25 protein-coding genes and 1 pseudogene are annotated in these 21,302 nt (G+C 71.4%); 14 read left to right on the top strand and 12 right to left on the bottom strand.

From position 1 onward, the window contains the following. Positions 1–23: 23 nt before the first annotated feature. Positions 24–689 carry a GPP34 family phosphoprotein gene (locus tag ACIQM3_RS01095; protein WP_401617109.1) on the bottom strand — a complete coding sequence of 222 codons (666 nt, stop codon included), beginning with the start codon at positions 687–689 and terminating at the stop codon, positions 24–26. 216 nt (positions 690–905) lie between these two features. Between ACIQM3_RS01095 and ACIQM3_RS01090 the strand changes: the two genes are divergently transcribed. Beyond that, positions 906–1,880 carry a lytic polysaccharide monooxygenase gene (locus tag ACIQM3_RS01090; RefSeq protein ID WP_401617106.1) on the top strand — a complete coding sequence of 325 codons (975 nt, stop codon included), beginning with the start codon at positions 906–908 and terminating at the stop codon, positions 1,878–1,880. Between the two features lie 69 nt (positions 1,881–1,949). Here ACIQM3_RS01090 and ACIQM3_RS01085 read toward each other — a convergent pair whose 3' ends face one another. The 5 genes from ACIQM3_RS01085 to ACIQM3_RS01065 form a co-directional block, all read right to left on the bottom strand. Further along, positions 1,950–2,639, bottom strand: a complete 690-nt coding sequence (locus ACIQM3_RS01085; RefSeq protein ID WP_401617103.1) for a copper homeostasis protein CutC — start codon at positions 2,637–2,639, stop codon at positions 1,950–1,952. Positions 2,640–2,814: 175 nt separating this feature from the next. Continuing rightward, positions 2,815–4,227 (bottom strand): lipase family protein, encoded by a 1,413-nt coding sequence (locus tag ACIQM3_RS01080; protein ID WP_401617100.1) that lies wholly within the window; start codon positions 4,225–4,227, stop codon positions 2,815–2,817. Positions 4,228–4,377: 150 nt separating this feature from the next. Next, the gene (locus ACIQM3_RS01075) at positions 4,378–5,238 is read right to left on the bottom strand and encodes a biotin-dependent carboxyltransferase family protein (protein ID WP_401617097.1); all 861 of its coding nucleotides are present in this window, start codon (positions 5,236–5,238) and stop codon (positions 4,378–4,380) included. Further along, entirely contained in the window at positions 5,235–5,870 is a 636-nt protein-coding gene (locus tag ACIQM3_RS01070) for an allophanate hydrolase subunit 1 (RefSeq protein WP_401617094.1), read from the bottom strand. Before ACIQM3_RS01070 ends, ACIQM3_RS01075 begins: the two co-directional genes overlap by 4 nt. Further along, positions 5,867–6,616 carry a LamB/YcsF family protein gene (locus ACIQM3_RS01065; RefSeq protein ID WP_401619913.1) on the bottom strand — a complete coding sequence of 250 codons (750 nt, stop codon included), beginning with the start codon at positions 6,614–6,616 and terminating at the stop codon, positions 5,867–5,869. The genes ACIQM3_RS01070 and ACIQM3_RS01065 overlap by 4 nt, the downstream gene beginning before the upstream one ends. Before the next feature lie 156 nt (positions 6,617–6,772). Here ACIQM3_RS01065 and ACIQM3_RS01060 point away from each other — a divergent pair, with 156 nt between their 5' ends. The 6 genes from ACIQM3_RS01060 (at position 6,773) to ACIQM3_RS01035 (ending at position 12,524) form a co-directional block, all read left to right on the top strand. After that, complete coding sequence (locus tag ACIQM3_RS01060; RefSeq protein ID WP_401617091.1) at positions 6,773–7,498, top strand: GntR family transcriptional regulator; 726 nt, start codon at positions 6,773–6,775, stop codon at positions 7,496–7,498. 191 nt (positions 7,499–7,689) lie between these two features. Then, positions 7,690–8,421, top strand: a complete 732-nt coding sequence (locus ACIQM3_RS01055) for a DUF969 domain-containing protein (RefSeq protein ID WP_360368389.1) — start codon at positions 7,690–7,692, stop codon at positions 8,419–8,421. Beyond that, entirely contained in the window at positions 8,418–9,386 is a 969-nt protein-coding gene (locus tag ACIQM3_RS01050; RefSeq protein WP_401617087.1) for a DUF979 domain-containing protein, read from the top strand. Before ACIQM3_RS01055 ends, ACIQM3_RS01050 begins: the two co-directional genes overlap by 4 nt. Before the next feature lie 71 nt (positions 9,387–9,457). Next, a complete protein-coding gene (locus tag ACIQM3_RS01045; RefSeq protein ID WP_401617084.1) occupies positions 9,458–10,498 on the top strand; it encodes a DUF2891 domain-containing protein in 1,041 nt (346 codons plus the stop codon). 49 nt (positions 10,499–10,547) lie between these two features. After that, positions 10,548–11,216 carry a hypothetical protein gene (locus tag ACIQM3_RS01040; RefSeq protein ID WP_401617081.1) on the top strand — a complete coding sequence of 223 codons (669 nt, stop codon included), beginning with the start codon at positions 10,548–10,550 and terminating at the stop codon, positions 11,214–11,216. Between the two features lie 72 nt (positions 11,217–11,288). Continuing rightward, entirely contained in the window at positions 11,289–12,524 is a 1,236-nt protein-coding gene (locus tag ACIQM3_RS01035) for a Cmx/CmrA family chloramphenicol efflux MFS transporter (RefSeq protein ID WP_401619910.1), read from the top strand. Here the strand turns inward: ACIQM3_RS01035 and ACIQM3_RS01030 are convergent. Further along, positions 12,475–12,747, bottom strand: coding sequence for a DUF4031 domain-containing protein (locus tag ACIQM3_RS01030; RefSeq protein WP_362941310.1), 273 nt, complete (start codon positions 12,745–12,747; stop codon positions 12,475–12,477). The two genes, ACIQM3_RS01035 and ACIQM3_RS01030, sit on opposite strands and share 50 nt — an antisense overlap. After that, positions 12,744–13,112 carry a hypothetical protein gene (locus ACIQM3_RS01025; RefSeq protein ID WP_401617078.1) on the bottom strand — a complete coding sequence of 123 codons (369 nt, stop codon included), beginning with the start codon at positions 13,110–13,112 and terminating at the stop codon, positions 12,744–12,746. The genes ACIQM3_RS01030 and ACIQM3_RS01025 overlap by 4 nt, the downstream gene beginning before the upstream one ends. A gap of 104 nt (positions 13,113–13,216) precedes the next feature. On the opposite strand from ACIQM3_RS01025, the gene ACIQM3_RS01020 reads away from it, so the two are divergent. From ACIQM3_RS01020 to ACIQM3_RS01000, 5 genes are all read left to right on the top strand, one after another. After that, the gene (locus tag ACIQM3_RS01020) at positions 13,217–14,134 is read left to right on the top strand and encodes a MurR/RpiR family transcriptional regulator (protein ID WP_393757478.1); all 918 of its coding nucleotides are present in this window, start codon (positions 13,217–13,219) and stop codon (positions 14,132–14,134) included. 65 nt (positions 14,135–14,199) lie between these two features. Continuing rightward, positions 14,200–15,165 (top strand): N-acetylmuramic acid 6-phosphate etherase, encoded by a 966-nt coding sequence (gene murQ, locus ACIQM3_RS01015; RefSeq protein ID WP_401617075.1) that lies wholly within the window; start codon positions 14,200–14,202, stop codon positions 15,163–15,165. 35 nt (positions 15,166–15,200) lie between these two features. Then, positions 15,201–16,718 carry a PTS transporter subunit EIIC gene (locus tag ACIQM3_RS01010; RefSeq protein WP_401617071.1) on the top strand — a complete coding sequence of 506 codons (1,518 nt, stop codon included), beginning with the start codon at positions 15,201–15,203 and terminating at the stop codon, positions 16,716–16,718. A 144-nt stretch (positions 16,719–16,862) separates the two neighbouring features. Next, entirely contained in the window at positions 16,863–17,033 is a 171-nt protein-coding gene (locus tag ACIQM3_RS01005; protein ID WP_031093367.1) for a hypothetical protein, read from the top strand. 191 nt (positions 17,034–17,224) lie between these two features. Further along, positions 17,225–17,578: a PRC-barrel domain-containing protein gene (locus tag ACIQM3_RS01000; protein WP_393757472.1), complete on the top strand. Its 354-nt coding sequence runs from the start codon at positions 17,225–17,227 to the stop codon at positions 17,576–17,578. Positions 17,579–17,647: 69 nt separating this feature from the next. On the opposite strand, the gene ACIQM3_RS00995 is transcribed toward ACIQM3_RS01000, so the two are convergent. Then, positions 17,648–18,253, bottom strand: coding sequence for a Uma2 family endonuclease (locus ACIQM3_RS00995; RefSeq protein WP_401617068.1), 606 nt, complete (start codon positions 18,251–18,253; stop codon positions 17,648–17,650). Positions 18,254–18,513: 260 nt separating this feature from the next. Here ACIQM3_RS00995 and ACIQM3_RS00990 point away from each other — a divergent pair, with 260 nt between their 5' ends. Next, positions 18,514–19,506 (top strand): hypothetical protein, encoded by a 993-nt coding sequence (locus ACIQM3_RS00990; protein ID WP_401617065.1) that lies wholly within the window; start codon positions 18,514–18,516, stop codon positions 19,504–19,506. A gap of 15 nt (positions 19,507–19,521) precedes the next feature. Here ACIQM3_RS00990 and ACIQM3_RS00985 read toward each other — a convergent pair whose 3' ends face one another. Next, entirely contained in the window at positions 19,522–19,755 is a 234-nt protein-coding gene (locus ACIQM3_RS00985; RefSeq protein WP_393757466.1) for a hypothetical protein, read from the bottom strand. Next, on the bottom strand, positions 19,745–19,945 hold the full coding sequence (locus ACIQM3_RS00980; protein WP_401617062.1) for a hypothetical protein: 201 nt from the start codon (positions 19,943–19,945) through the stop codon (positions 19,745–19,747). Before ACIQM3_RS00980 ends, ACIQM3_RS00985 begins: the two co-directional genes overlap by 11 nt. A gap of 157 nt (positions 19,946–20,102) precedes the next feature. On the opposite strand from ACIQM3_RS00980, the pseudogene ACIQM3_RS00975 reads away from it, so the two are divergent. Continuing rightward, positions 20,103–20,800 (top strand): annotated as a pseudogene (locus tag ACIQM3_RS00975) (Scr1 family TA system antitoxin-like transcriptional regulator); the annotation flags it as partial. A gap of 121 nt (positions 20,801–20,921) precedes the next feature. Here ACIQM3_RS00975 and ACIQM3_RS00970 read toward each other — a convergent pair. After that, entirely contained in the window at positions 20,922–21,161 is a 240-nt protein-coding gene (locus ACIQM3_RS00970) for a hypothetical protein (RefSeq protein WP_401617059.1), read from the bottom strand. Between the last annotated feature and the right edge of the window lie 141 nt (positions 21,162–21,302).

Genomic DNA, 21,302 nt, shown 5'->3' with positions numbered 1-21,302 from the left:
ACGCCGGGAAAGGTCGGCTCAGGTCAAGCGGTCACCACCACCGTCGTGGCGACGGTGACCGCCACCATCGCCGCCTGCATGTTGCGGATCGCCGTACGCACGTCATCGCCCGCCCACTGGCCCTCCGCGATCTTCTCCATGCGCGGCTTCAACTCCCGCACCGGCACCTCGGGGAACGCGAGCCGGTGCAGCTTGGCGGCGTGGATCAGGGCGACGAGGCCGGCCGTGCGGTCGTCCGGATCCGCGCCGTGCAGCACCACCGAGGCCAGGCGCTCGCGCAACTCCGCCTCGGTCGACCCGTCCGCCTCGGGGTAGCGGCGCACCGGGAAGACGCCGAGCACCTTGCGCCGCTCCTCGCTCACGAGGCCACCTGCCCGCAGGCTCTCTGTCGTGGCCTCGACCGCCTTGCCGTGATCCCTCGTCAGCCAGTCCGTCACCTTGGGCGGCTTGCTCTTCTTCGCCACCCAGGCGTCGATCAGACCGAGCCGGTCGTCGAGCAGGGCGACACCGGTGGGCGTGCGGTCGGTCACCGACAACCGGCCGCCGTCCACCGAGAGCCGCCCCGCCAGGACGAGTTCGAGCAGGATGCCGCCCGCGACGGCCCATCCGGCGGCCTGCCGGTCCTTGGCCGCCCCGGACTCGTCGTCCAGGGACAGCAGCATGATCTCTTCGCCCAGTGTGACCGTCACGATTCCACTCCCCGTCCATTTGCTTACTCTTAGTGACGAACAGGGGCGGCGATCAGTTCCCGGCCACCCAGATGTCCGTAACTCCCGCACATTCGCGGGAAGTTGCAGCAGTCGCTGCGCGAGGCGTTTACAGACCACCCGGCGCGCGCTACGTTTTTGGGAGCGCTCCCACAGACCCTGGCACTCTCCTTCATCCCCCCAGAGGAGATCAACCTCATGGCCATGCGAACCCTCTTCCGGAGCACGTCTCCGATGCGCGCGCCTCGCGTGCTGAGCCTCCTGGGGGCCGGCCTGTTGGGCCTCACCCTGGCCGGCCTGCCCTCCCCCGCATCCGCCCACGGCGTCGCCATGGATCCGGGCTCGCGCAGCTATCTGTGCTACAAGGACATGATCGCGAGCGGGAACCAGATGCCCTCGAACCCGGCCTGTGCCGCAGCGGTCGCGGCCACCGGCACCACTCCGCTGTACAACTGGTTCGGCGTCCTGGACTCCAACGGCGGCGGGAAGACCAAGGGTTACATCCCGGACGGCGAGCTCTGCAGCGGTGGCCACAACGGCCCGTACAACTTCTCGTCGTACAACGCGGCCCGCAGCGACTGGCCGACGACCCACCTCACGGCGGGCACCACCGCCCAGGTGAAGTACAGCAACTGGGCAGCCCACCCGGGCAAGTTCAACGTCTACATCACCAAGGACGGCTGGTCGCCGAGCCAGCCCCTGGCGTGGGACGACCTGACGCTCACCCAGACCGTGACCAACCCGCCGCAGGCGGGTGGCGCAGGCTCGGACGGAGGCAACTACTACTGGAACCTCCAGCTCCCGCAGGGCAAGTCCGGCAAGCACATGATCTTCATCCAGTGGATCCGCTCGGACAGCCAGGAGAACTTCTACTCCTGCTCCGACGTCGCCTTCGACGGCGGCAACGGCGAGGTCACCGGCATGAAGGGCGGCGGGATGTCGGCGGCCGAGCTGGCGGCGGCCGAGAAGAAGGCCGGAATCAAGCCCGCGCAGGTCCATGCGGAGCACGCCGGGCATGTGGCCGAGGCCGGTGAGGCGGACCTGGTGTCCGCCGACTCCTCGGCCGGTTACCTGCCCGTCGCGACGGCGGTGTCACTGACCGGCGCCGCCCTGATGTTCGCCGCCGGGGCCGTGGCTCAGAGCCGGCGCCGCCGACGAGCCGAACAGGACTGACGGCGCGGGACAGTTCGTGGCCCCGGCCCGGTGACCACCGGGCCGGGGCCACGACGCACGCCCCCCGCCTCACCCGTCCAGGGCATCGCGCCACTCCCGTACCGCCGCCTCGCCCACCGGGCCGCTCCAGCCGCCGGGCCGCGCCGCCCCTCCGATGTGGAAGGCCCCGATGCCCGCGGCGCGCAGGCGCGGCAGGTGGTCCAGGCGCAGGCCGCCGCCCACCATGATCTGCGGCTCGTAGCCGGGCAGGTCGGAGTGTTCCGCTTCGGCGAGCAGGGTCTCCAGGCCCGCGTCCACGCCGTTGGGCGAGCCCGCCGTGAGGTAGGTGTCCAGGCCCGGGAAGTCGGCGAGGTGCTTGCGCAGGACATCGCGGTCGGCCGCACGGTCGATGGCGCGGTGGAAGGTCCACGAGCAGCCGTTCAGCGCGGCGACGAGCCGCTCGACGGCGACCAGGTCGACGTGGCCGTCCTGGTCGAGGAAGCCCAGGACGAATTCGTCGGCACCGGCGCCGCGCATCGTGCGGGCCTTCTCCACGAGGACGCCGATGTCACCGGCCGCGAAGCCGTCCGCGACCCTGAGCATGACCCGCAGGGGGATCGCCACGGCGGCCCGGATCTCCTCGAAGGCGGCGAGCGAGGGCGTCAGGCCGTCGGCCGCCATGTCGGTGACCAGTTCGAGGCGGTCCGCACCGCCCGCCTGCGCCGCGACCGCGTCCTCCGCGTCGAGAGCGATCACCTCCAGGAGTGCACGGTTGCTCATGGTGTTCCCATCCTTCGGAGCGGCTACGGACTACAGGTCTAGTCCAATAAACCAGACTACGGGTCGCCCACCCGGCGCGCAGCTCCCCATGGGGACACGTGCGTGAAAATACGCGAGGCCGCGGCGGCATCCGGGAACGGACGCGCCGCGGCCTCGATGGTCACGAGGAGGACGGTCAGGGCTGGAGCGGCATCGACCAGCAGTTGGAGGCGGCCTTCCTGCCGGAGAGACGGTCGGTCATCCAGGAGATGGCACTGCCCTGATCGGTGAGGTAGGGGGCGAGGTGATTGGTGAGGATCTTGTCCCCGAGGTTGGGCAGCTGCACGGCCTCGTACGTGACGTTCGCGCCCTTGCGGCACCAGTCCACCGCGAGCTGCCTGGCCTGCTCGTGACCGACGATGTCGTCCTGCACCCCGGTCGCCAGCCGCACCGGGGCCGCCGGCTTCAGATTGCCGATGCGCTGCTGGGCGAGGACCGCCTGCAGCTTCGGCTCGGCCGCGATGACGTCGGCGATCGGCTTGCCGTTCGCGGTCCACTTCTTGCTGTTGGTGAAGCCGTGGCCGAGGATCGCGTCGCCCACGCACATGGTCGAGGCGTCCTTCAGCGCGGCTTTGCCGACGTCGTTCGTGTTCGCGTCGACGACCGCCTTCAGGGACGGGTCGGACTGGGCGAAGCCGTTGATCGACCAGGCCAGCGCGCCGGCCAGGGCGCTGCCGTCGATGCCCTTAATGACCTCGGTGAGGTCGGCGGGCGGGGCTCCGGCGTAGGTGCCCGCCAGATTGACGTCGGGTGCGTACGACGACTGCAGCTCGGCGGCCGAAGCACTGGCCCCGCCGCCCTGGCTGTAGCCGTAGAGACCGACCCGTGAGGCGGAGGTGATCGAGGCGCCGGAGACGGAGCGCGCCGCGCGGGCCGCGTCCAGGAGGGCGTGCCCCTCGTCGACCCGGTTGACGTAGGTGTGGAGCCGGTCGGTCGCGCCGAGGCCGGCGTAGTCGGTGACGACGACGGCGGCACCGGCGGCGAGGAAGCGGTAGACCGCGATGTTGTCGTAGCCGATGGAGACCGTGCCCTCGCCGATGGTCAGCGGGTGCTGGAGCGAGAGCGAGGGGGCGCACTGGTCGCCCTGGCCCATGGTTCCCGAGGCCAGCGCCACCAGGGGGCGGGGGCCGTCGCCCCTCCACGCGGCGGACGGCTCGATGTACGCGCCGGTGACGGCGACGGGCCCGCCGCCGGCGTCGGTGGACTTGTACATCAGCCGCGTCGCGGTGCCGGGTATTCGCCGGCCGTCCAGCCCGGGGAGGCTGAGCCCGAGCGGCAGCGGCTCGGTACGGACGAGGGACCCGTCGGCGGAGGGCAGCTGCGCCGGCGGGTTGTAGAAGGCGGGGATGGTCACTCCCCGGGACACCACCGGCTCCGGCCCGGCGGAGGTGGCGGCGGCGGAGGCGGGTACGGCCACCGCGCCGAGACAGGCCGCGGCGGCCACCGAGGCGGCCAGCAGGCGCCCCGTACGGCGTCCCGGCCGTCGGGGTCCAAGGAGGTGGGGGGTGTTCACGGTCGAGCTCGAACGGGTGGTCTTGCGCGGACTCACGGCTCACTCCTCGCTCTGCTCCGATGAAGGTCTGCGCAAGCTAGCACCGTGGCGTTACCTTAGGTAACTCGTCGGTAAGTTACGCTTCGGTAACGTGAGATTCCGAGGCGGGCCCGCCCCCGGTCCTGCCCGAGACGCGTCCGGCTCCCGTCACGCGCGTACGAAGCGCACCGGCGTCCCCGGGGCCGCCTGCGCCGCGCCCGCCAGCGCGGCTTCGGCGACCACGCCCACGACCGGATAACCCCCCGTCGTCGGATGGTCGTTGAGGAACACCACGGGCAGGCCGTCCGGTGGGACCTGGACGGCCCCCAGCACCATGCCCTCGCTGGGCAGTTCGCCGTCCCGGGTGCGCCGCAGGGCAGGGCCCTCCGTGCGCAGCCCGATGCGGTTGCTGCGCTCCGAGACCCGGTACGCGGCGCTCGTGAGCGTGTGCAGGGCCTCCTCGGTGAACCAGCCGTCGCGCGGGCCCCGGTGCAGGGGCAGCACCAGCTCGGCCGGGGTGCCCGGCCAGGGCACGGGAGCGGCGTGCGGGACGTCGCCAGGACGGCCCAGCGGCAGGACGTCGCCGTCGCGCAGGACCGGCGGACCGAGGCCGGAGAGCAGGTCGGCGGACCGGCTGCCGAGCACCTGCTCGGGCACCAGGCCGCCCGCGAACGCCAGGTAGCCGCGCAGCCCGTGCACCGCGGGGCCGGCCTCCAGCACCGCGCCGCCGGGCACCCGGACGGGTTCGCCCCATGCGACGGGGCGGCCGTCCACCGTGACCCGGCACCCCGCCCCGCCGACGACGGCGTACACCGGCCGTGTGCCGGTCACCCGGACCGCGCACCCCGTGAGCGTGGTCTCCAGCACGGCCGCGTCCGGCGCGTTGCCGACGAGCCGGTTGGCCAGCCGCCGGGCCGGTGCGTCCAGCGCCCCGGCCCTGGGTACGCCCAGGTGGGCCCAGCCGGCCCGGCCCTCGTCCTGCACCGTGGTCAGGGCGCCGGCCCGGACCACTTCGAGCCCCGGGCTCATCCGGACACCCCCGTCGGCACGAAGCGCACACGGACCCCGGGGCCGAGCAGCGCCGCGGGCTCACGTCCCGGGTCCCAGAGCGCGTCCGGCCCGGGCATCCGGCCGATGAGCTGCCAGCCGCCGGGCGACTCGCGCGGATAGACCCCGGTGTACGTCCCCGCGAGGGCCAGCGCCCCGGCCGGCACCCTGGTCCGGGGCGTGGCCCGGCGCGGCACGCTCAAGTGACCGGGCAGGCCCGTCAGATAGCCGAAGCCGGGCGCGAACCCGCAGAAGGCCACCCGGAATTCCGTACGCGCGTGGATGTCCCCCACCTCCTCCACGGCGACACCCCACGCGTCGGCCACATCGGAAAGGTCCGGGCCGTCGTAGACCACGGGTATCTCGACGGCCTCCCCCGCGCTCCGGCTCAGCGACGGCACGGTCCACGACCGCAGCCGCCCGGCGAGCGTCCGGTCCTCCACCCCGTCCAGCAGCACGGTCCGGGCACCGGGGACGATCTCGCGTACGCCGGGGAGCTCCCCGGCGGCCCGGCGGCGGAGCAGCTCCGCGTGGAAGGCCTCCGCGTCCTCGCCGGACGCGAGCTCCACGAGCAGGGCGCGGGGCCCGGCCTCGAAAACCTGGACGCCGCTCACGCGAACGCCTGTACGCGGACGCCCGCCTCTTCCAGCGCCGTACGCACCCGCAGGGCGAGCGCGGCGGCACCGGGGGTGTCCCCGTGGACGCACAGCGACCGGGCCGCGACGGCTATCCGGCTGCCGTCCACCCCGGTCACGGCACCGTGGACGGCCATGCCGACACTGCGGCGTACGACCTCGTCGGCGTCGTGCACCACGGCGCCGGCCCGGCCCCGTGGCACGAGGGTGCCCTCGGGGGTGTACGCGCGATCGGCGAAGGCCTCCTGGACGGGGGCCAGGCCCGCCGCCTCCGCGTGGGCGAGCAGCCGCGAACCGGGCAGCCCGAGGACCGCCGGCCGGCCACCCGCGAGCAAGACGCCCGCGACGACGGCGGCGGCCTGCTCCTCGTCCCGGACGACACGGTTGTAGAGGGCCCCGTGCGGTTTCACGTACGACACCGTGGACCCGGCCGCCTCCGCGAAGACCCGCAGGGCACCGATCTGGTAGGCGATCTCGGCGGTCAGCTCGTCCGCCGGTACGTCCATGGCGCGCCGCCCGAATCCGGCCAGGTCGCGGTAGGAGACCTGCGCGCCGATGCGCACACCCCGCTCGGCCGCCGTGTCGCAGACCCGCCGCATCACGGATGCGTCGCCCGCGTGGAAGCCGCAGGCCACATTGGCGCTGGTGACACAGGTCAGCAGCGCCTCGTCCTCGGTGAGGGTCCAGCGCCCGAACCCTTCTCCCAGGTCCGCGTTGAGGTCCATCGGCCGCGCCGGGCGCGTCACACTCGTCAGATCCGTCACGGACGCACGCTAGCGATCGTTCAACAATCTGACAAGGGCCCGCTCACCGCCCGAGACGCCCGTACGGTTCACTGGGCACTGAACACAGCTGACGGAACACCAGGCAAGGGGCGGGGCATGGCGGGGACGACGAACGGCGGGCGGGCCGGCTCCACCCCGGATCTCTCGGAACTGGCGACGCACAGCGCCTCCCTGGAGCGGTCCGGCACGGCCGAGCGGGTCGCCGCCATCCTGCGGGACCGGATCACCGAAGGCTACTTCCCGCCGGGCAGCCGCCTGTCCGAGGAGAGCATCAGCGGCGCCCTGGCCGTGTCCCGCAACACGCTGCGCGAGGCGTTCCGCCTGCTGTCGCACGAACGCCTCCTGGAGCACCGCCTCAACCGGGGCGTCTTCGTCCGCGTCCTGACCGTGGACGACCTGGTCGACATCTACCGGGTGCGACTCCTCGTCGAATGCGCGGCCCTGCGGACCCTGGGTGAGCCCCCGTTCGACCTGGCGGCGGTCGAGGCGGCGGTGTCGACGGGCGAGCAGGCAGCCCTCCGTGACGACTGGCCCGCCTGCTCCACCGCCAACATCCGCTTCCACCAGGCGCTGACCGGCCTGGCGGACAGCCCCCGCACCGACGAACTGATGCGCAGCGTCCTCGCAGAACTGCGGCTCGCCTTCCACGTGATGGCCGACCCCCGCCGCTTCCACGAGCCCTATCTCACCCGTAACCGTGAGATCACGGACAAACTGGCCAAGGGGGACGCGGCCGGGGCCGAGCGGATGCTCGCCTTCTACCTGGAGGATTCCCGGCGTCAGCTGGCGGAGGCGTACGCGCAGCGGCTCACCGAGAGGTAGTCCCGGATTGTCCTCCGGTCCGCACCCCGCTCACCACCCCGAAAGCGGTCTTCCCTCCCGTACCGCCTGATTCCGATCGATGTAGCCCACACTCTTGTGGGATTGTTGAACGAACCCTAAGGTCTCGCGTAATACCCCCGTCTGAGCAGGACCGTGCACCGCCACGCCCCTGCGCGGAAGAAGGCCGACGCGTGATCGTTCTCCTCGGCGTGCTCGTGGTGATCCTCGGATTCGCCACCCGCCGCAATCCCCTCCTTGTCGTGGGTGTCGCTGGCATCGTCACGGGGCTGCTGGGCAAGATGTCCCCGCAGGAGGTGCTGGCCTCCTTCGGGGAGAGCTTCGCCTCCGCGCGTTCCGTGACGGTCTTCGTCATCACGCTGCCGGTCATCGGGCTCCTGGAGCGCTACGGACTCCAGGAGCAGGCCCGTACCCTCATCGGCAAGCTGGGCAAGCTGACCACCGGCCGTTTCCTGACGCTCTACCTGCTGATCCGGCAGCTCACCGCCGCCGTCGGCCTCACCAGCATCGGTGGCCCCGCGCAGAGTGTGCGGCCGCTGATCGCCCCGATGGCCGAGGCCGCCGCCGAGACCAAGGCGGGTGGTCCGCTGCCGCAGAAGCTGCGCGAGAAGGTCCGCTCGCACGCGTCCGGCGCCGACACCATCGGAGTGTTCTTCGGCGAGGACTGCTTCCTCGCCATCGGATCGATCCTGCTGATCACCGGCTTCGTGAACTCCACGTACGACCAGCACCTGGAGCCCCTGCACCTGGCGATGTGGGCGATCCCCTCCGCGATCTGCGCCTTCCTGATCCACGGGGCCCGTCTGCTCAACCTGGACCGGCAGCTGGAGCGCGAACTCGCCGTCGCCGCCGCCGAGAACGACCTGACGGCACACGCCGGGCTCCGGACGGAGGACGCCAAGTGATCAAGTCCGAGTACTTCTTCTGGCTGGTCGGCGCGGTGTTCCTCGTCATGGCCGCGCAGATGGCCATGGACCGCACCAACCCCAAGCGCTTCGGCTCCGCCGGCTTCTGGGGTCTGCTCGGCGCCGCGTTCTTCTACTCCACCGGAGTCGTCGACAAGTCCCTCCCCGCCGAACCCCTGGGCGTCGTCGTCCTGATCCTGATCGTCCTCGGCGGCTTCGGTCTGACCGGCAAGGGCGAGGCACACACCCCGGCCCGCGAGAAGCGCGCGGCCTCGGCCGCCCGCTTCGGCAACAAGCTGTTCCTTCCGGCTCTCACCATCCCCGTCGTCGCGATGATCTGCGCGACGCTCGTGAAGAACTGGAAGATCGGCGGCGAACCGGTCCTGGAGCCGGGGTCCGAGACCATCCTCGGCCTCGGTGTCGGCGCGATCGCCGCGCTGGCCGTGGGCATGGTGCTCCTGCGCGAGCGGAAGGTCTCCGTGCCGCTGCACTCCGGCCGCAACATGCTCGAATCGATGGGCTGGGCCCTGCTCCTCCCGCAACTGCTCTCCGTCCTCGGCTCGATCTTCCAGACCGCCGGCGTCGGGGAGCAGGTCGGAAGGATCACCGAGGCGGTGCTGCCGGACGGCCAGAAGTTCGTGGCCGTGGCCGTCTACTGCTGCGGCATGGCGCTGTTCACCATCGTCATGGGCAATGCCTTCGCCGCGTTCCCGGTGATGACCGCCGCGATCGGCTGGCCCGTCCTCATCGAGCAGATGAACGGCAACGCGCCCGCCGTCCTCGCGATCGGCATGCTGTGCGGCTTCTGCGGCACGCTCGTCACGCCGATGGCCGCCAACTTCAACCTGGTCCCGGCTGCGCTCCTCGAACTCAAGGACCAGTACGGCCCGATCAAGGCCCAGCTCCCCACGGCAGCGGCCCTGCTGGTCTGCAACGTCGTGATCATGGCCCTCTTCGCCTTCTGACCCGAGCCGCCCTCCTGCCCGAGCCGCCCCTTGACCCGAGCCGCTCACCCACCACCCCTGGAGTGACCCCGATGTCCCCCGCGCTCCCCGCCGCGTACGCCGTCCCCTTCGCGGAACTGGCCCTCGCCAACGTCGTACGCGAATACCCCAACGCGCCCGCCCACCTCTACGCCGGGCCCGAGGAGCTCGTCGCACCCCGCACGCTGCACCCCGCGTTCTACGGGGGCTACGACTGGCACTCCACGGTGCACATGCACTGGCTGCTCGTCCGCATCGTGCGCCGCTTCTCCGCCACCGGCGATCTCCCGGCCACCGTCACCACCCGTATCCGCGAGGTGCTCGACACCCACCTGACCCCCGGGAACATCGCCGTCGAGGCGTCCTACCTGCGCGGCCGGCCGCACTTCGAGCGCCCCTACGGCTGGGCCTGGCTGATCGCGCTCGCCGGGGAGTGCCGGGCGCTCGCCACGCCCGACGGCGACCGCTGGGCCGAGGCTCTGGTCCCCGGCGTGGAGGCGGTCGGCGACCTGCTCGGCGCCTGGCTGCCCAAGGCGACCTACCCGGTCCGGCACGGCGTCCACAACAACAGCGCGTTCGGTCTGGGCCTGATCCTCGACGCGGGCGGGGCGGCCGGGCTGCCGGCACCGGTCCTCGACGCGGCGACGGACCGGCTGCGGACCTGGTTCACCGACGACCACGACGCCCCCGCCCACTGGGAACCCTCCGGCCAGGACTTCCTCTCCCCCGCCCTGGCGGAGGCGGACGCGATGCGGCGGGTGCTGCCGGTGACGGAGTTCCGTACCTGGATCGCCACGTTCCTGCCGGACCTGGTCTCCGCCACGCCCGACTCCACGCTGCTCGTCCCACCGGTGGTCTCCGACCACGCCGATCCGCAGATCGGCCACCTCCTCGGTCTCACCCTGAGCCGGGCGGCCGCCCTCCGGTCGATCGCCGGCGCGCTCCCGGACGGCCCGGCCCGCACCGCGCTCCTGGCCTCGGCCGAGGCCCATCTCACGCTCGGCCTGCCGACGGTGTCCTCCGGGGACTTCTCCTCGGACCACTGGCTGGCGACGTACGCCGCACTGGCCCTGGACACGGCGCCCGGTCACTGACCGGCGGGGGTGGGCCGTGCGCGCGGGGCGCACGTCCTACCCTCGGCGTATGAGCGACAGCGCCCCCGACACGTCCGGCACCTCCGCGCTCCGTGGCCGCTGGCGCGAGGCCCTGCTCGCCGCACGCGGCGGGACGGGCCTCGCGCCCGATCCCGAGCCGTACGCCGACGCCCTCCTCGCGCGCTGGGCCGAACCCCAGCGGCGCTACCACACCACGGCTCACCTCACCCAGGTCCTGGACCGCGTCGACACCCTGGCCGGCCACGCCGCCGACCCGGACCTGGTGCGCCTCGCCGTCTGGTTCCACGACGCGGTGTACCGCCCCGACCGCTCCGAGAACGAGGAGCGCAGTGCCGCACTCGCCGAGCGGGCCCTGCCCGAGGCCGGTCTCCCCGACGCGGCGACGGCCGAGGTCGCCCGGCTGGTCCGGCTCACCGTCACGCACGACCCGGCGGACGGCGACACCAACGGCGAGGTGCTGTGCGACGCGGACCTCGCGATCCTGGCGGCGTCCCCCAAGGAGTACGCGGCGTACGCGGCGCAGGTACGGGAGGAGTACGGCTTCGTCCCGGACGACGCCTTCCGCGAGGGGCGGGCCGCCGTCCTGCGGCAGCTTCTGGAGCTGCCCTGCCTGTTCCGCACGCCCCACGGGGCGCAGGAGTGGGAACCGAGGGCCCGGCAGAACCTGACCACCGAACTGGAGCTTCTCAGCCGCTGAGACATGGGAATGACAGGGACGAAAGCACTGTTGGCCACTGTCATGCCCGACTCTGTTTCCAGCCGCTCCCGTATGCCGATGGCCGTCTACATCCTCGGCCTGTCGGTCTTCGCCCTCGGTACCAGCGAGTTCATGCTGTCCGGGCTGCTGCCGCCCATCGCCGAGGACATGGACGTGTCCATCCCGAAGGCGGGACTCCTCATATCCGCCTTCGCGATCGGCATGGTGGTCGGAGCCCCGCTGCTGGCCGTCGCCACGCTGCGGCTGCCTCGCCGCACGACCCTCATCGCCCTGATCTCGGTCTTCGGGCTGGGCCAGGTCGCCGGTGCGCTGGCACCGACGTACGAGGTGCTGTTCGTCTCCCGGGTGATGAGTGCGCTGGCGTGCGCCGGCTTCTGGGCGGTCGGCGCCGCGGTCGCCATCGCGATGGTGCCGGTGAACGCGCGCGCCAGGGCGATGGCCGTGATGATCGGCGGGCTGTCGATCGCCAACGTGCTCGGGGTGCCGCTGGGCGCCTTCCTCGGGGAGAGCTTCGGCTGGCGTTCGGCGTTCTGGGCGGTGGGCGCCGCGTCAGCCGTGGCACTGGCCGGGGTCGTCACACGCATCCCGCGCATTCCACTGCCGGACGAGAAGCCGCAGCTCAAGAAGGAAGTCGCGATCTACAGGGACCGTCAGGTGTGGCTGTCCATCGTGATCACTGCTCTCGCGGCCGGCGGCGTGTTCTGCGCGTTCAGCTATCTCGCGCCCCTGCTCACCGACGTGGCGGGGCTGAGCTCGGGCTGGGTGCCGTGGGTCCTCGCGCTCTTCGGCGCGGGTGCGCTGATCGGTACGACGATCGGCGGCCGGGTCGCGGACGCGCATCTCTTCGGTGTGCTGCTCAGCGGCATCAGCGCCTCGACGGTCTTCCTGGTGGCCCTGGCCCTCTTCGCGTCGAACCAGGTCGCCGTCGTCGTCCTGGCGTTCCTGCTGGGGCTGTCGGCGTTCTACACGGCCCCGGCGCTCAACGCCCGGATGTTCAACGTCGCGGGTGTGGCCCCGACGCTGGCGGGTGCGACGACCACGGCCGCGTTCAACCTGGGCAACACGAGCGGGCCCTGGCTGGGCGGTGCGGTGATCGACGCGGACTTCGGCTTCCGGGCCACGGCCTGGGCGGGGGCCGCGATGCTGCTGCTCGGCCTGGTGGCCGTCACGGTCTCACTGCGGCTGGGCGGCGACGGGAAGCCGTCCCGGCGCATCGCCACGGGCACACCGGCGCACGTCATCCCGGCGCAGGACGCCCCTTCGGCCTCCGCAGCCCCGCGTCGGTGAGCCGGCGCACGATCTCCTTCGAGCCGACCTCCAGCGCCCCGGCGCGCACCGCGTCCGCGTAACGCGCCTCGGGCACGTCGTAGTGGTCGCGCTCGAAGGCGCGGGGCGGGCAGCCGATCGTGGCGGCGAAGGCGTGCAGCTCGTCGAACGACACGTCGCTGACCAGGTGCGACCACATGCGGCCGTGCCCCGGCCAGGTCGGCGGATCGATGTAGACGGTCACCGCCCGAGCACCTCGGCGAGCGACCCCACCCGTGCGACGGACACCGTCGCCTTCGTGCAGACCCAGTGCGGATCAGGGCCGAGCTCCGGCTCGACGTCCAGGGCGTGCGGTCCTTCCTCCGTGCAGACCGGGCACAGCGGCCAGCGCCCGTGCTCCTCGAGGAGAGCGTCCTGGACGTCCTGCGCCACGAGCCCCGTGACGAAGGCCACACCCTCGGGCCACTGCTCGACCCACCACCGCCGGTGGGCCACCGCGTCCTCGACCATCGAGACGATTCCGGCCTCGGCCACGTCGCCCGCGACGAGGTCGGCCATCACCAGCGCACGGGCGGTGTGCAGCTCCTGTTCCAGGGTGTTCAACTCCATGGCTCCATTGTCCCCCGGCCGCGCGACAGCCCGGGTCTTGATCCTTCAGAGGTAGGGACCAAAGGGGGGTTGACGGGATTCATGACTGAAAATATCTTTCAAATGTGACCAATGACGTGAAGGAAAGTTTCAACCCGGACTCCCCGCCCGCCCCCGCGGCTCTCGCCGCCAAGGTGCGCACCCTCGCCCCGACCATGACCCGTTCCATGCAGCGGGTCGCCGAAGCGGTCGCGGGGGACCCCGCCGGGTGTGCCGCCCTCACCGTCACCGGTCTCGCCGAGCTCACCGGCACGAGCGAGGCGACCGTGGTCCGCACCGCCCGCCTTCTCGGCTACCCGGGCTACCGGGACCTGCGTCTCGCGCTCGCCGGCCTCGCCGCCCACCAGCTGTCCGGCCGGGCACCCGCCGTCACCGCCGACATCGCGGTCGACGACCCGATCGCCGACGTCGTCACGAAGCTCGCCTACGACGAGCAGCAGACCCTGGCCGACACGGCGGCCGGTCTCGACACCGTGCAGCTCGGGGCCGCAGTGGCCGCCGCCGCGACCGCTCGCCGCATCGACATCTACGGCGCCGGGGCGTCCTCCCTGGTCGGCCAGGACCTGGCCCAGAAGCTGCTCCGGATCGGCCTGATAGCCCATGCACACATGGACCCGCACCTCGCCGTGACCAACGCGGTGCAGCTCCGCTCCGGCGACGTGGCCATCGCGATCACCCACTCCGGCTCCACGGGCGACGTCATCGAGCCGCTCCGGGTCGCCTTCGACCGCGGCGCGACGACGATCGCGATCACCGGCCGCCCCGACGGGCCGGTCTCGCAGTACGCCGACCACGTGCTCACCACGTCCACCGCCCGGGAGAGCGAGCTGCGGCCCGCCGCCATGTCGAGCCGCACGAGCCAGCTCCTCGTCGTGGACTGCCTCTTCATAGGGGTCGCCCAGCAGACGTACGAGACGGCCGCACCCGCACTGTCCGCCTCGTACGAGGCGCTCGCCCACCGCCACACCCCCCGCAGCCGCTGACCCCGGCAGCACCCCGCACCCGCACCCGCGAACCGTACGAGCCCGAGAAAGCAGAGCCGCTGTCCATGACCTCCACCACCGACCCCAGCACCGACGCCGAGCCCGGCGGTTACGGCGAGCTGCGCGCCCAGCTCGCCACCCTCACCACCGAGGCGTTCCGCCCCGAGCTCGCCGAGATCGACCAGCTCCCCACGCAGGACATAGCGCGGATCATGAACGGCGAGGACACCACCGTCCCCGCCGCCGTGGCCGAGAAGCTGCCGCAGATCGCCGCCGCGATCGACGCCACCGCCGAGCGCATGGCGCGCGGCGGCCGGCTGATCTACGCGGGCGCCGGCACCGCCGGCCGTCTCGGTGTGCTCGACGCCAGCGAGTGCCCGCCCACCTTCAACACCGACCCGTCCGAGGTCATCGGCCTGATCGCGGGCGGCCCCTCCGCCATGGTCACGGCCGTCGAGGGCGCCGAGGACAGCAAGGAGCTGGCCGCCGCCGACCTCGACGGACTGAACCTCGGCGCCGACGACACCGTGGTCGGAATCTCCGCCTCGGGCCGCACGCCGTACGCCATCGGGGCCGTCGAGCACGCCCGCGCCAAGGGCGCGCTCACCATCGGCCTCTCCTGCAACGCGGACTCCGCGCTCGCCGCCGCGGCCGAACACGGCCTGGAGATCGTCGTCGGCCCCGAGCTCCTCACCGGCTCGACCCGGCTCAAGGCGGGCACGGCGCAGAAGCTCGTCCTGAACATGCTCTCGACGATCACCATGATCCGGCTCGGCAAGACGTACGGGAATCTCATGGTCGACGTGCGCGCTTCCAACGAGAAGCTGCGCGCCCGCTCCCGGCGGATCGTCTCCCTCGCCACCGGAGCCTCCGACCAGGAGATCGAGGCGGCGCTCGCCGCCACCGACGGCGAGGTGAAGAACGCCATCCTCACCATCCTCGGCGGGGTCGACGGCCCCACCGCCGCCACCCTCCTGACCGACTCCGACGGTCACCTCCGCGCCGCTCTCGCGGCCGTCCGAACCACCTGACGCACCACTCCCCGCACAGCAAGGCACCACGCACCATGGCTACTGAAGACAAGAACCGCGCCACTGCCGCCGCGATCCTGCCGCTTGTCGGTGGCGCCGCGAACGTCAGCTCGATCGCCCACTGCATGACCCGGCTCCGGCTCGGCCTGCACGACCGTTCCCTCGTGGACGACGAGGCCCTCAAGGCGGTCCCCGCCGTGATGGGCGTGGTCGAGGACGACACCTACCAGATCGTCCTCGGCCCGGGCACCGTCGCCCGGGTCACCCCCGAGTTCGAGCAGCTGGTCGAGGAGGGCCGGGCGTCCGGCACCCCCGCACCCGCCCCCGCCCACACGGCCGAGGAGCTCGCCGACAAGGGCGCGTCCCTCAAGGCGCAGCGGAAGGCGAAGAACGCCACCCCGTTCAAGCTGTTCCTGCGCAAGATCGCGAACATCTTCGTCCCGCTGATCCCCGCCCTGATCGGCTGCGGCATCATCGCCGGCCTCAACGGCCTCCTGGTGAACCTCGGCTGGCTGCCCTCGGTCACCCCCGCCCTGGCGGCGATGGCCTCCGGCTTCATGGCCCTGATCGCGGTCTTCGTCGGCTACAACACGGCGAAGGAGTTCGGCGGTACGCCGATCCTCGGCGGTGCGGTCGCGGCGATCATCGTCTTCCCCGGCGTCGCCAACATCGACGCCTTCGGCCAGACCCTCTCCCCTGGCCAGGGCGGCGTGCTCGGCGCCCTGGGCGCGGCGGTCCTCGCTGTGTACGTCGAGAAGTGGTGCCGCCGCTGGGTGCCGGAAGCCCTGGACGTCCTGGTCACCCCGACCCTGACGGTCCTGATCTCCGGCCTCGTCACGATCTTCGGCCTGATGTACGTGGCCGGTGAGGTCTCCACCGCCATCGGCACCTTCGCCGACTGGCTGCTCTCCACGGGCGGCGCGGGCGCGGGCTTCCTGCTCGGCGGCTTCTTCCTGCCCCTGGTGATGCTGGGTCTGCACCAGGCCCTGATCCCGATCCACACGACGCTGATCGAGCAGCAGGGCTTCACGGTCCTGCTCCCGATCCTCGCGATGGCCGGAGCCGGCCAGGTCGGTGCGGCGGCCGCGGTCTACCTCCGCCTCCCCCGCAACGAGTCGATCCGCAAGACCATCAAGTCCGCCATGCCTGCGGGCCTGCTCGGCGTCGGCGAGCCCCTGATCTACGGCGTCTCGCTCCCGCTGGGCCGCCCGTTCATCACGGCCTGTGTGGGCGGCGCGTTCGGCGGTGGCTTCGTGGGCCTGTTCAACCAGCTCGGCGACTCGGTCGGCTCGACGGCCATCGGCCCGTCCGGCTGGGCCCTGTTCCCGCTCCTCGACGGCAACCACGGCCTCGGCTCCACGATCGCGATCTACGCGGGCGGGCTGCTCGTCGGCTACGTCGCGGGCTTCGTGGCGACGTACTTCTTCGGCTTCAGCAAGGCGCTGCTGGAGGAGTTCGACGTCTCCCAGGAACCGGCCCCGTCGACGGTCGCGGCGACCGGCCCGGCCGCCGCTTCCGGCGGCTCCCCGGCGAAGGAACCGGCGGGCGTCTGAGCCGTCGCTGGGAAGCTACGGACCACCGAACCGTCACATATCCGCCTCCCGCCCGTCCTCAATCTCCCAACGACCCACCAAGTGTGATGGGCCGGTGTGTAAGGGAAATTCTTTCGGGCACTAGGGGGGCGGAGGTTGATAACAATGGTTCCCCTGCTTCTCGTTCTTCTGCTCGCCCTGATCCTTTTCGGTGCCGGTTTCGCACTCAAGGCACTCTGGTGGATCGCGGTGATCGTGCTCGTGGTCTGGCTGATCGGATTCTTCGTCCGCCCGGCTGCCGGTGGTGGCAAGCGGGGCCGGTGGTATCGCTGGTAGTCCGACCTGACCAGCAATGACGCGGGTGGCGCGGGACCTTCGGGTCCTGCGCCACCCGCGTTTTCTGCGTTCGCCGAATTCACGGGGTGTGGACCGGAAAAGTACGGGCAGCCGAAATAGTGAGCGGCACTCGTCCTCATCACGATGGGATTCGCCGTACCGAATGAAACCGTCGAGGAAGGAGCCGTAAAATGAGCGACAACCTGTGGGGCTACCAGCCCACGAGCGGTCACACCGCGGGCGCCGACCTGACCGGATTCTCGGTCGAGGCGACGGACGGAAGCATCGGCAAGGTCGACAAGCACTCCGACGAGGTGGGCTCGGCCTACCTGGTCGTCGACACCGGGGTCTGGATCTTCGGAAGGACCGTCCTGCTTCCGGCAGGCACGGTCAAGGGGATCGACACGGAGCACAAGACGATCTTCGTCGACCTGACCAAGGACCAGATAAAGGACTCCCCGGTGTTCGACAAGCACAACCACGCGAACGACCCGGGTTACCACGCACAGGTCGGCGGCTACTACGACAGCTACCGCATCATGTGACCCCGACGCACAGCGCACCATGATCAGAGGCGGGGCCGGCTCCCATCACGGAGCCGGCCCCGCTGTCGTTCAGCCCGGGAAGTCTCCCGTGAGCAGGGTGACAGCGAAGGGTTCGGGCAGCGGAAGCGGCTTCCCGAAGGGCACGGCGTCGGAACGCTTGTATGTTCCGTCCTCGTTCGGCTCGGTGAACAACGTGGCCGTCGCACCTCGCGTGTCGAAGCGGTCGATCAGCAGGTACATCGGGACGCCTGCCCGCGCATAGGCGCGGTACTTCTTCGTCCTGTCCTCCCGGGCGTTCCCCTTGGACGTGATCTCGACGATCAGCAGCGCCTCCGACGCGTCCATCGGTTCGCTGGTCTCCGGGTCGGCGGCTGCGATCAGCTCCCTGGGCATCACGACGAGGTCGGGCACGTAGAGCTTGTCGAGCGGCGCAACATGTACACCGAGCGTCTGGTAGATCCCCAGCCCGCCGGGAAGACCTCGGTAGAGGAGGCTCTGTACCACCTCGGCAATGCCGTTGTGGTGCGCATGAGGCGGCGGTACCAAGACGATCTGCCCTTCGTCGATCTCGGCGCGCCACCCCTCGGGCACGTCCAGTTCCTGCCATGTCCGCAGCAGGTACTCCCACGGGCGGCCTTCGGAGCCCTGATCGCTTTCGACCATCGCGGCGGTCATCGCGGGTCCCTTCTCCTGTGGCCTGATCTGGAAGCGTAGATCGACGTTCGAGCAGCGGTGAGCCACTCCGTCCAGCGTCCCACGATCGGGTGAGGCCCGCACTGACCCCGTCGCAGGTGTCCTCGCGTCGCGGCGATGCCCTTCCCCAGGAGCTGCCGATTCTGTCCCCGCCGGAGAACCGTGCGGCCGTCCCCCCGCATCTCAGTGTGCAGACGCTGATCACCGAGCAGCGCGCATCTGGACGGCGAAAGGCGGAAAGCATGACGCAGGGTCCCACCACGCCCGAGCAAGCGCGGGCGGAGGAGGGCGGGCACGGGCCACTTCATGGCATCGTCCGCACAGCCTTCAGCGCCCTGCGCCGCGACGGGCGCCCGCTGTTCGGAGTGACGGCGCGCGTGACCGGGTTGGCCGCGCTGGGGGGCATGGCGGTGACGGTCGTGGCATTCCTCGTCATGTGGCCCACGTTCACCGAGATACGCCTGGGCGCGATCCGGGCCCGCATCGACGAGGACTCCTACGCCCCCGACGGCAGCCGGGTGAACGACATGTGGCTCACCCTCCTGGCCTGCCTGCCGTTCCTGATACTCCTGCTGCACCTCGCGTGCGCCGCCATCCAGACCGCTGCGGCCCGTGCGACCGGCGGGGGACGCGGCCGCTTCCGCGCGGTCCTGGGCGTGTACGTGCTGCGCGGAGTGCTCGTGTGGGCCCCGGTGGTGCTCGGGATCCTGGTGGAGGAGTACTTCACCACCACCACGTTCAGGGAGTACACCGCGCTCGTCCCGAAGTGGGAGTACCCCAACCTGTTCGAGGTGCTGCGCTACGGCCCGCCCCTGCTGGGCATGACGACCGCACTGGTGCTCCGGCTCGGCTGGACCCTGGCCCCGGCCACCGCCGCGACGGAGGGCCTCGGGCCCTGGGCCGCGATGCGACGCTCCTGGTCGCTCGTGTGGGGCCGGGCCTCCGCCTGGTTCCGGACCGTGGCCTTCGCGCTTCCCCTGGGCGGGCTCACCGTCGGCATGTACGTCCTGCTCCACCTCGCCGCACGGCCCCTGCGCTCCGGCACGGTCCACGTCTTCCTGGAGTGGGGCCCGGACAACACCTACGCGGCGTACGTCGTCGGGCTCCTCGTCCCGATCGCCGTCGCCCTGCTGCTCACCGGCGCCCTGGCCCTTCCGCCTGCGCACGCCATCCTCGCGGTACTCCAGCAGCGGCTCGCCCGGTCCCGGGAGCGGCAGGCTGCGGCCCGGACGTGACGCCCCGGGGCGGCTTCACGGCAGCCGCCCCTCCCGGTTGATCTCCCGTACCCGGGCCCGGAGCACGAGCCCCGGCGGGGCCGGCCGGACGGCGTCCGGCGGGCAGTCCCACTCCGCGCCGCCGCCCGGCGGACGCAGTTGTACGTACGGTCCGACGTGGCCCATCACCCGGCCCACCCTGCCGTCCCTGCCGTCCACCGCGAACGTCCCGGGCTCCGGCTTGCACGGCTCCAGTCCTTCAACTGTCATGAGCCGCCGCCGCTTCCAACTGCACGCTCAGCCGCGTGGCCGTCTCCAGCGAGCACCGGCCGAGGTCGACGAGCGGGGTCGGCTCGTCCCCCGCACACGAGACCAGGTCGATCCGCAGCGAGGGCAGCTTCACGCCGACCCCCGCGAGGCCGGCCCGCAGCCGCGCCACCGCGTCCTCCGCAGCCCGCACTCTGCCCGCTGCTTCTTTGCGCCGTTCCGTAGCCGTCATCATGATCTTCCCCATTTCCACGCTGAGTAGTGGCTATGCCTACAGAGCGTGTCCAATTCGTCGCTACCGTGGAAGAGGCGCAGTTCCGACACCCGCAGATGTGTCACAGGGAGTCGCCTTGCCCGGACCCGAGAAGCTCGATCCCTCGTCCTCGCCTCGCGCGCTCCTGGGCGCCGAACTCCGCCACCGCAGGGAGGCGGCGGGCCTCTCGCAGGACGAACTGGGGGCACCGCTGTTCGTCAGCGGCTCCTTCATCGGCCGGCTGGAGGCCGGCACGCGGCGCATGCAGGTGGCCAGGCCCAGAAACTGGACGAGGTGCTGGGCGCGGGCGGGTTCTTCGTACGGAACTGCGCGGCCCTGAAGAAGTCCAAGTACCCGGACCACTTCGCGGAGGCGGCGGAGGCGGAGCGGGAAGCGATCACCATCAAGGAGTACGCGCCCCTCCTGATCCCGGACCTGTTGCAGACCGAGGCGTACGCGCGCGCTGTGTTCCGGGCCGGCCTGCCGACCGCGACCGAGGACGCCATCGATGAGCTGGTGGCCGCACGCCTTGAGCGAGCGCAGTTGCTGACCGATCCAACAACGCCCCTGGTTTGGGTGGTTCTCGACGAAGCGGTCCTGCGCCGCGAGTCGGGTGGCGGAGCCGTGATGGCCGCTGCGCTCAAGCACATCGCCGCGCTCGCTCGGGAGCACCGCGTGATCGTGCAGGTTCTGCCGTTCTCCGCCGGGGCGCACATGGCTCTCGAAGGACCCCTGAAGCTGATGTCCTTCTCCGGCGCTCCCCCGCTCGCCTATCTGCAGGGCCTGGGCACCGGGTGTTCCGGACCGCCGCATGGTCCGCCTTCGTCGCCGGCCTGAAGCGCGGCTGACCGGGTCCGGCTCCCCCGGCGGGCGCGCTCCGCCGGGGAAGCCGGAAATGCCTGTCAGGTAAGGGTGATCAGCCCTTGTAGAACGGGGTCAGCTCGTACGTGTTGGGCTCGGAGCCCACCATGCAGGCGAAGTCCTCGACCGTACCGTTCGCCTTGAGCGCCTTGCCCCAGTTCATGCAGTCCTGGAAGCTGCCGGTTCCCATGATGTCCGGGCCCTGCACCGACGCCTGAGCGGCGCCGGCGGTGATACCGGTGAGGGCAAGGACGCTCGCACCGACGACTGCGGCCTTGATGAGGGTCTTGCGCATTGTTCGCTCTCTTTCGCCTGAGGGCACGCGCGCCGAAGGGCGCACGACCGCTGGTGGGGGGACGGACGCGGGGACATCACACGTTTCCGCCCTACCGCCCCGGCCCGCGTCGATACGGGGCCGGAGGGGCGACGCAGCTGA

The organism is Streptomyces sp. NPDC091271 (assembly GCF_044757505.1).
Classification (GTDB): Bacteria; Actinomycetota; Actinomycetes; order Streptomycetales; family Streptomycetaceae; genus Streptomyces.
Note: the sequence above shows the minus strand (reverse complement) of the source record. Positions and strands in the feature narration are given on the sequence as shown.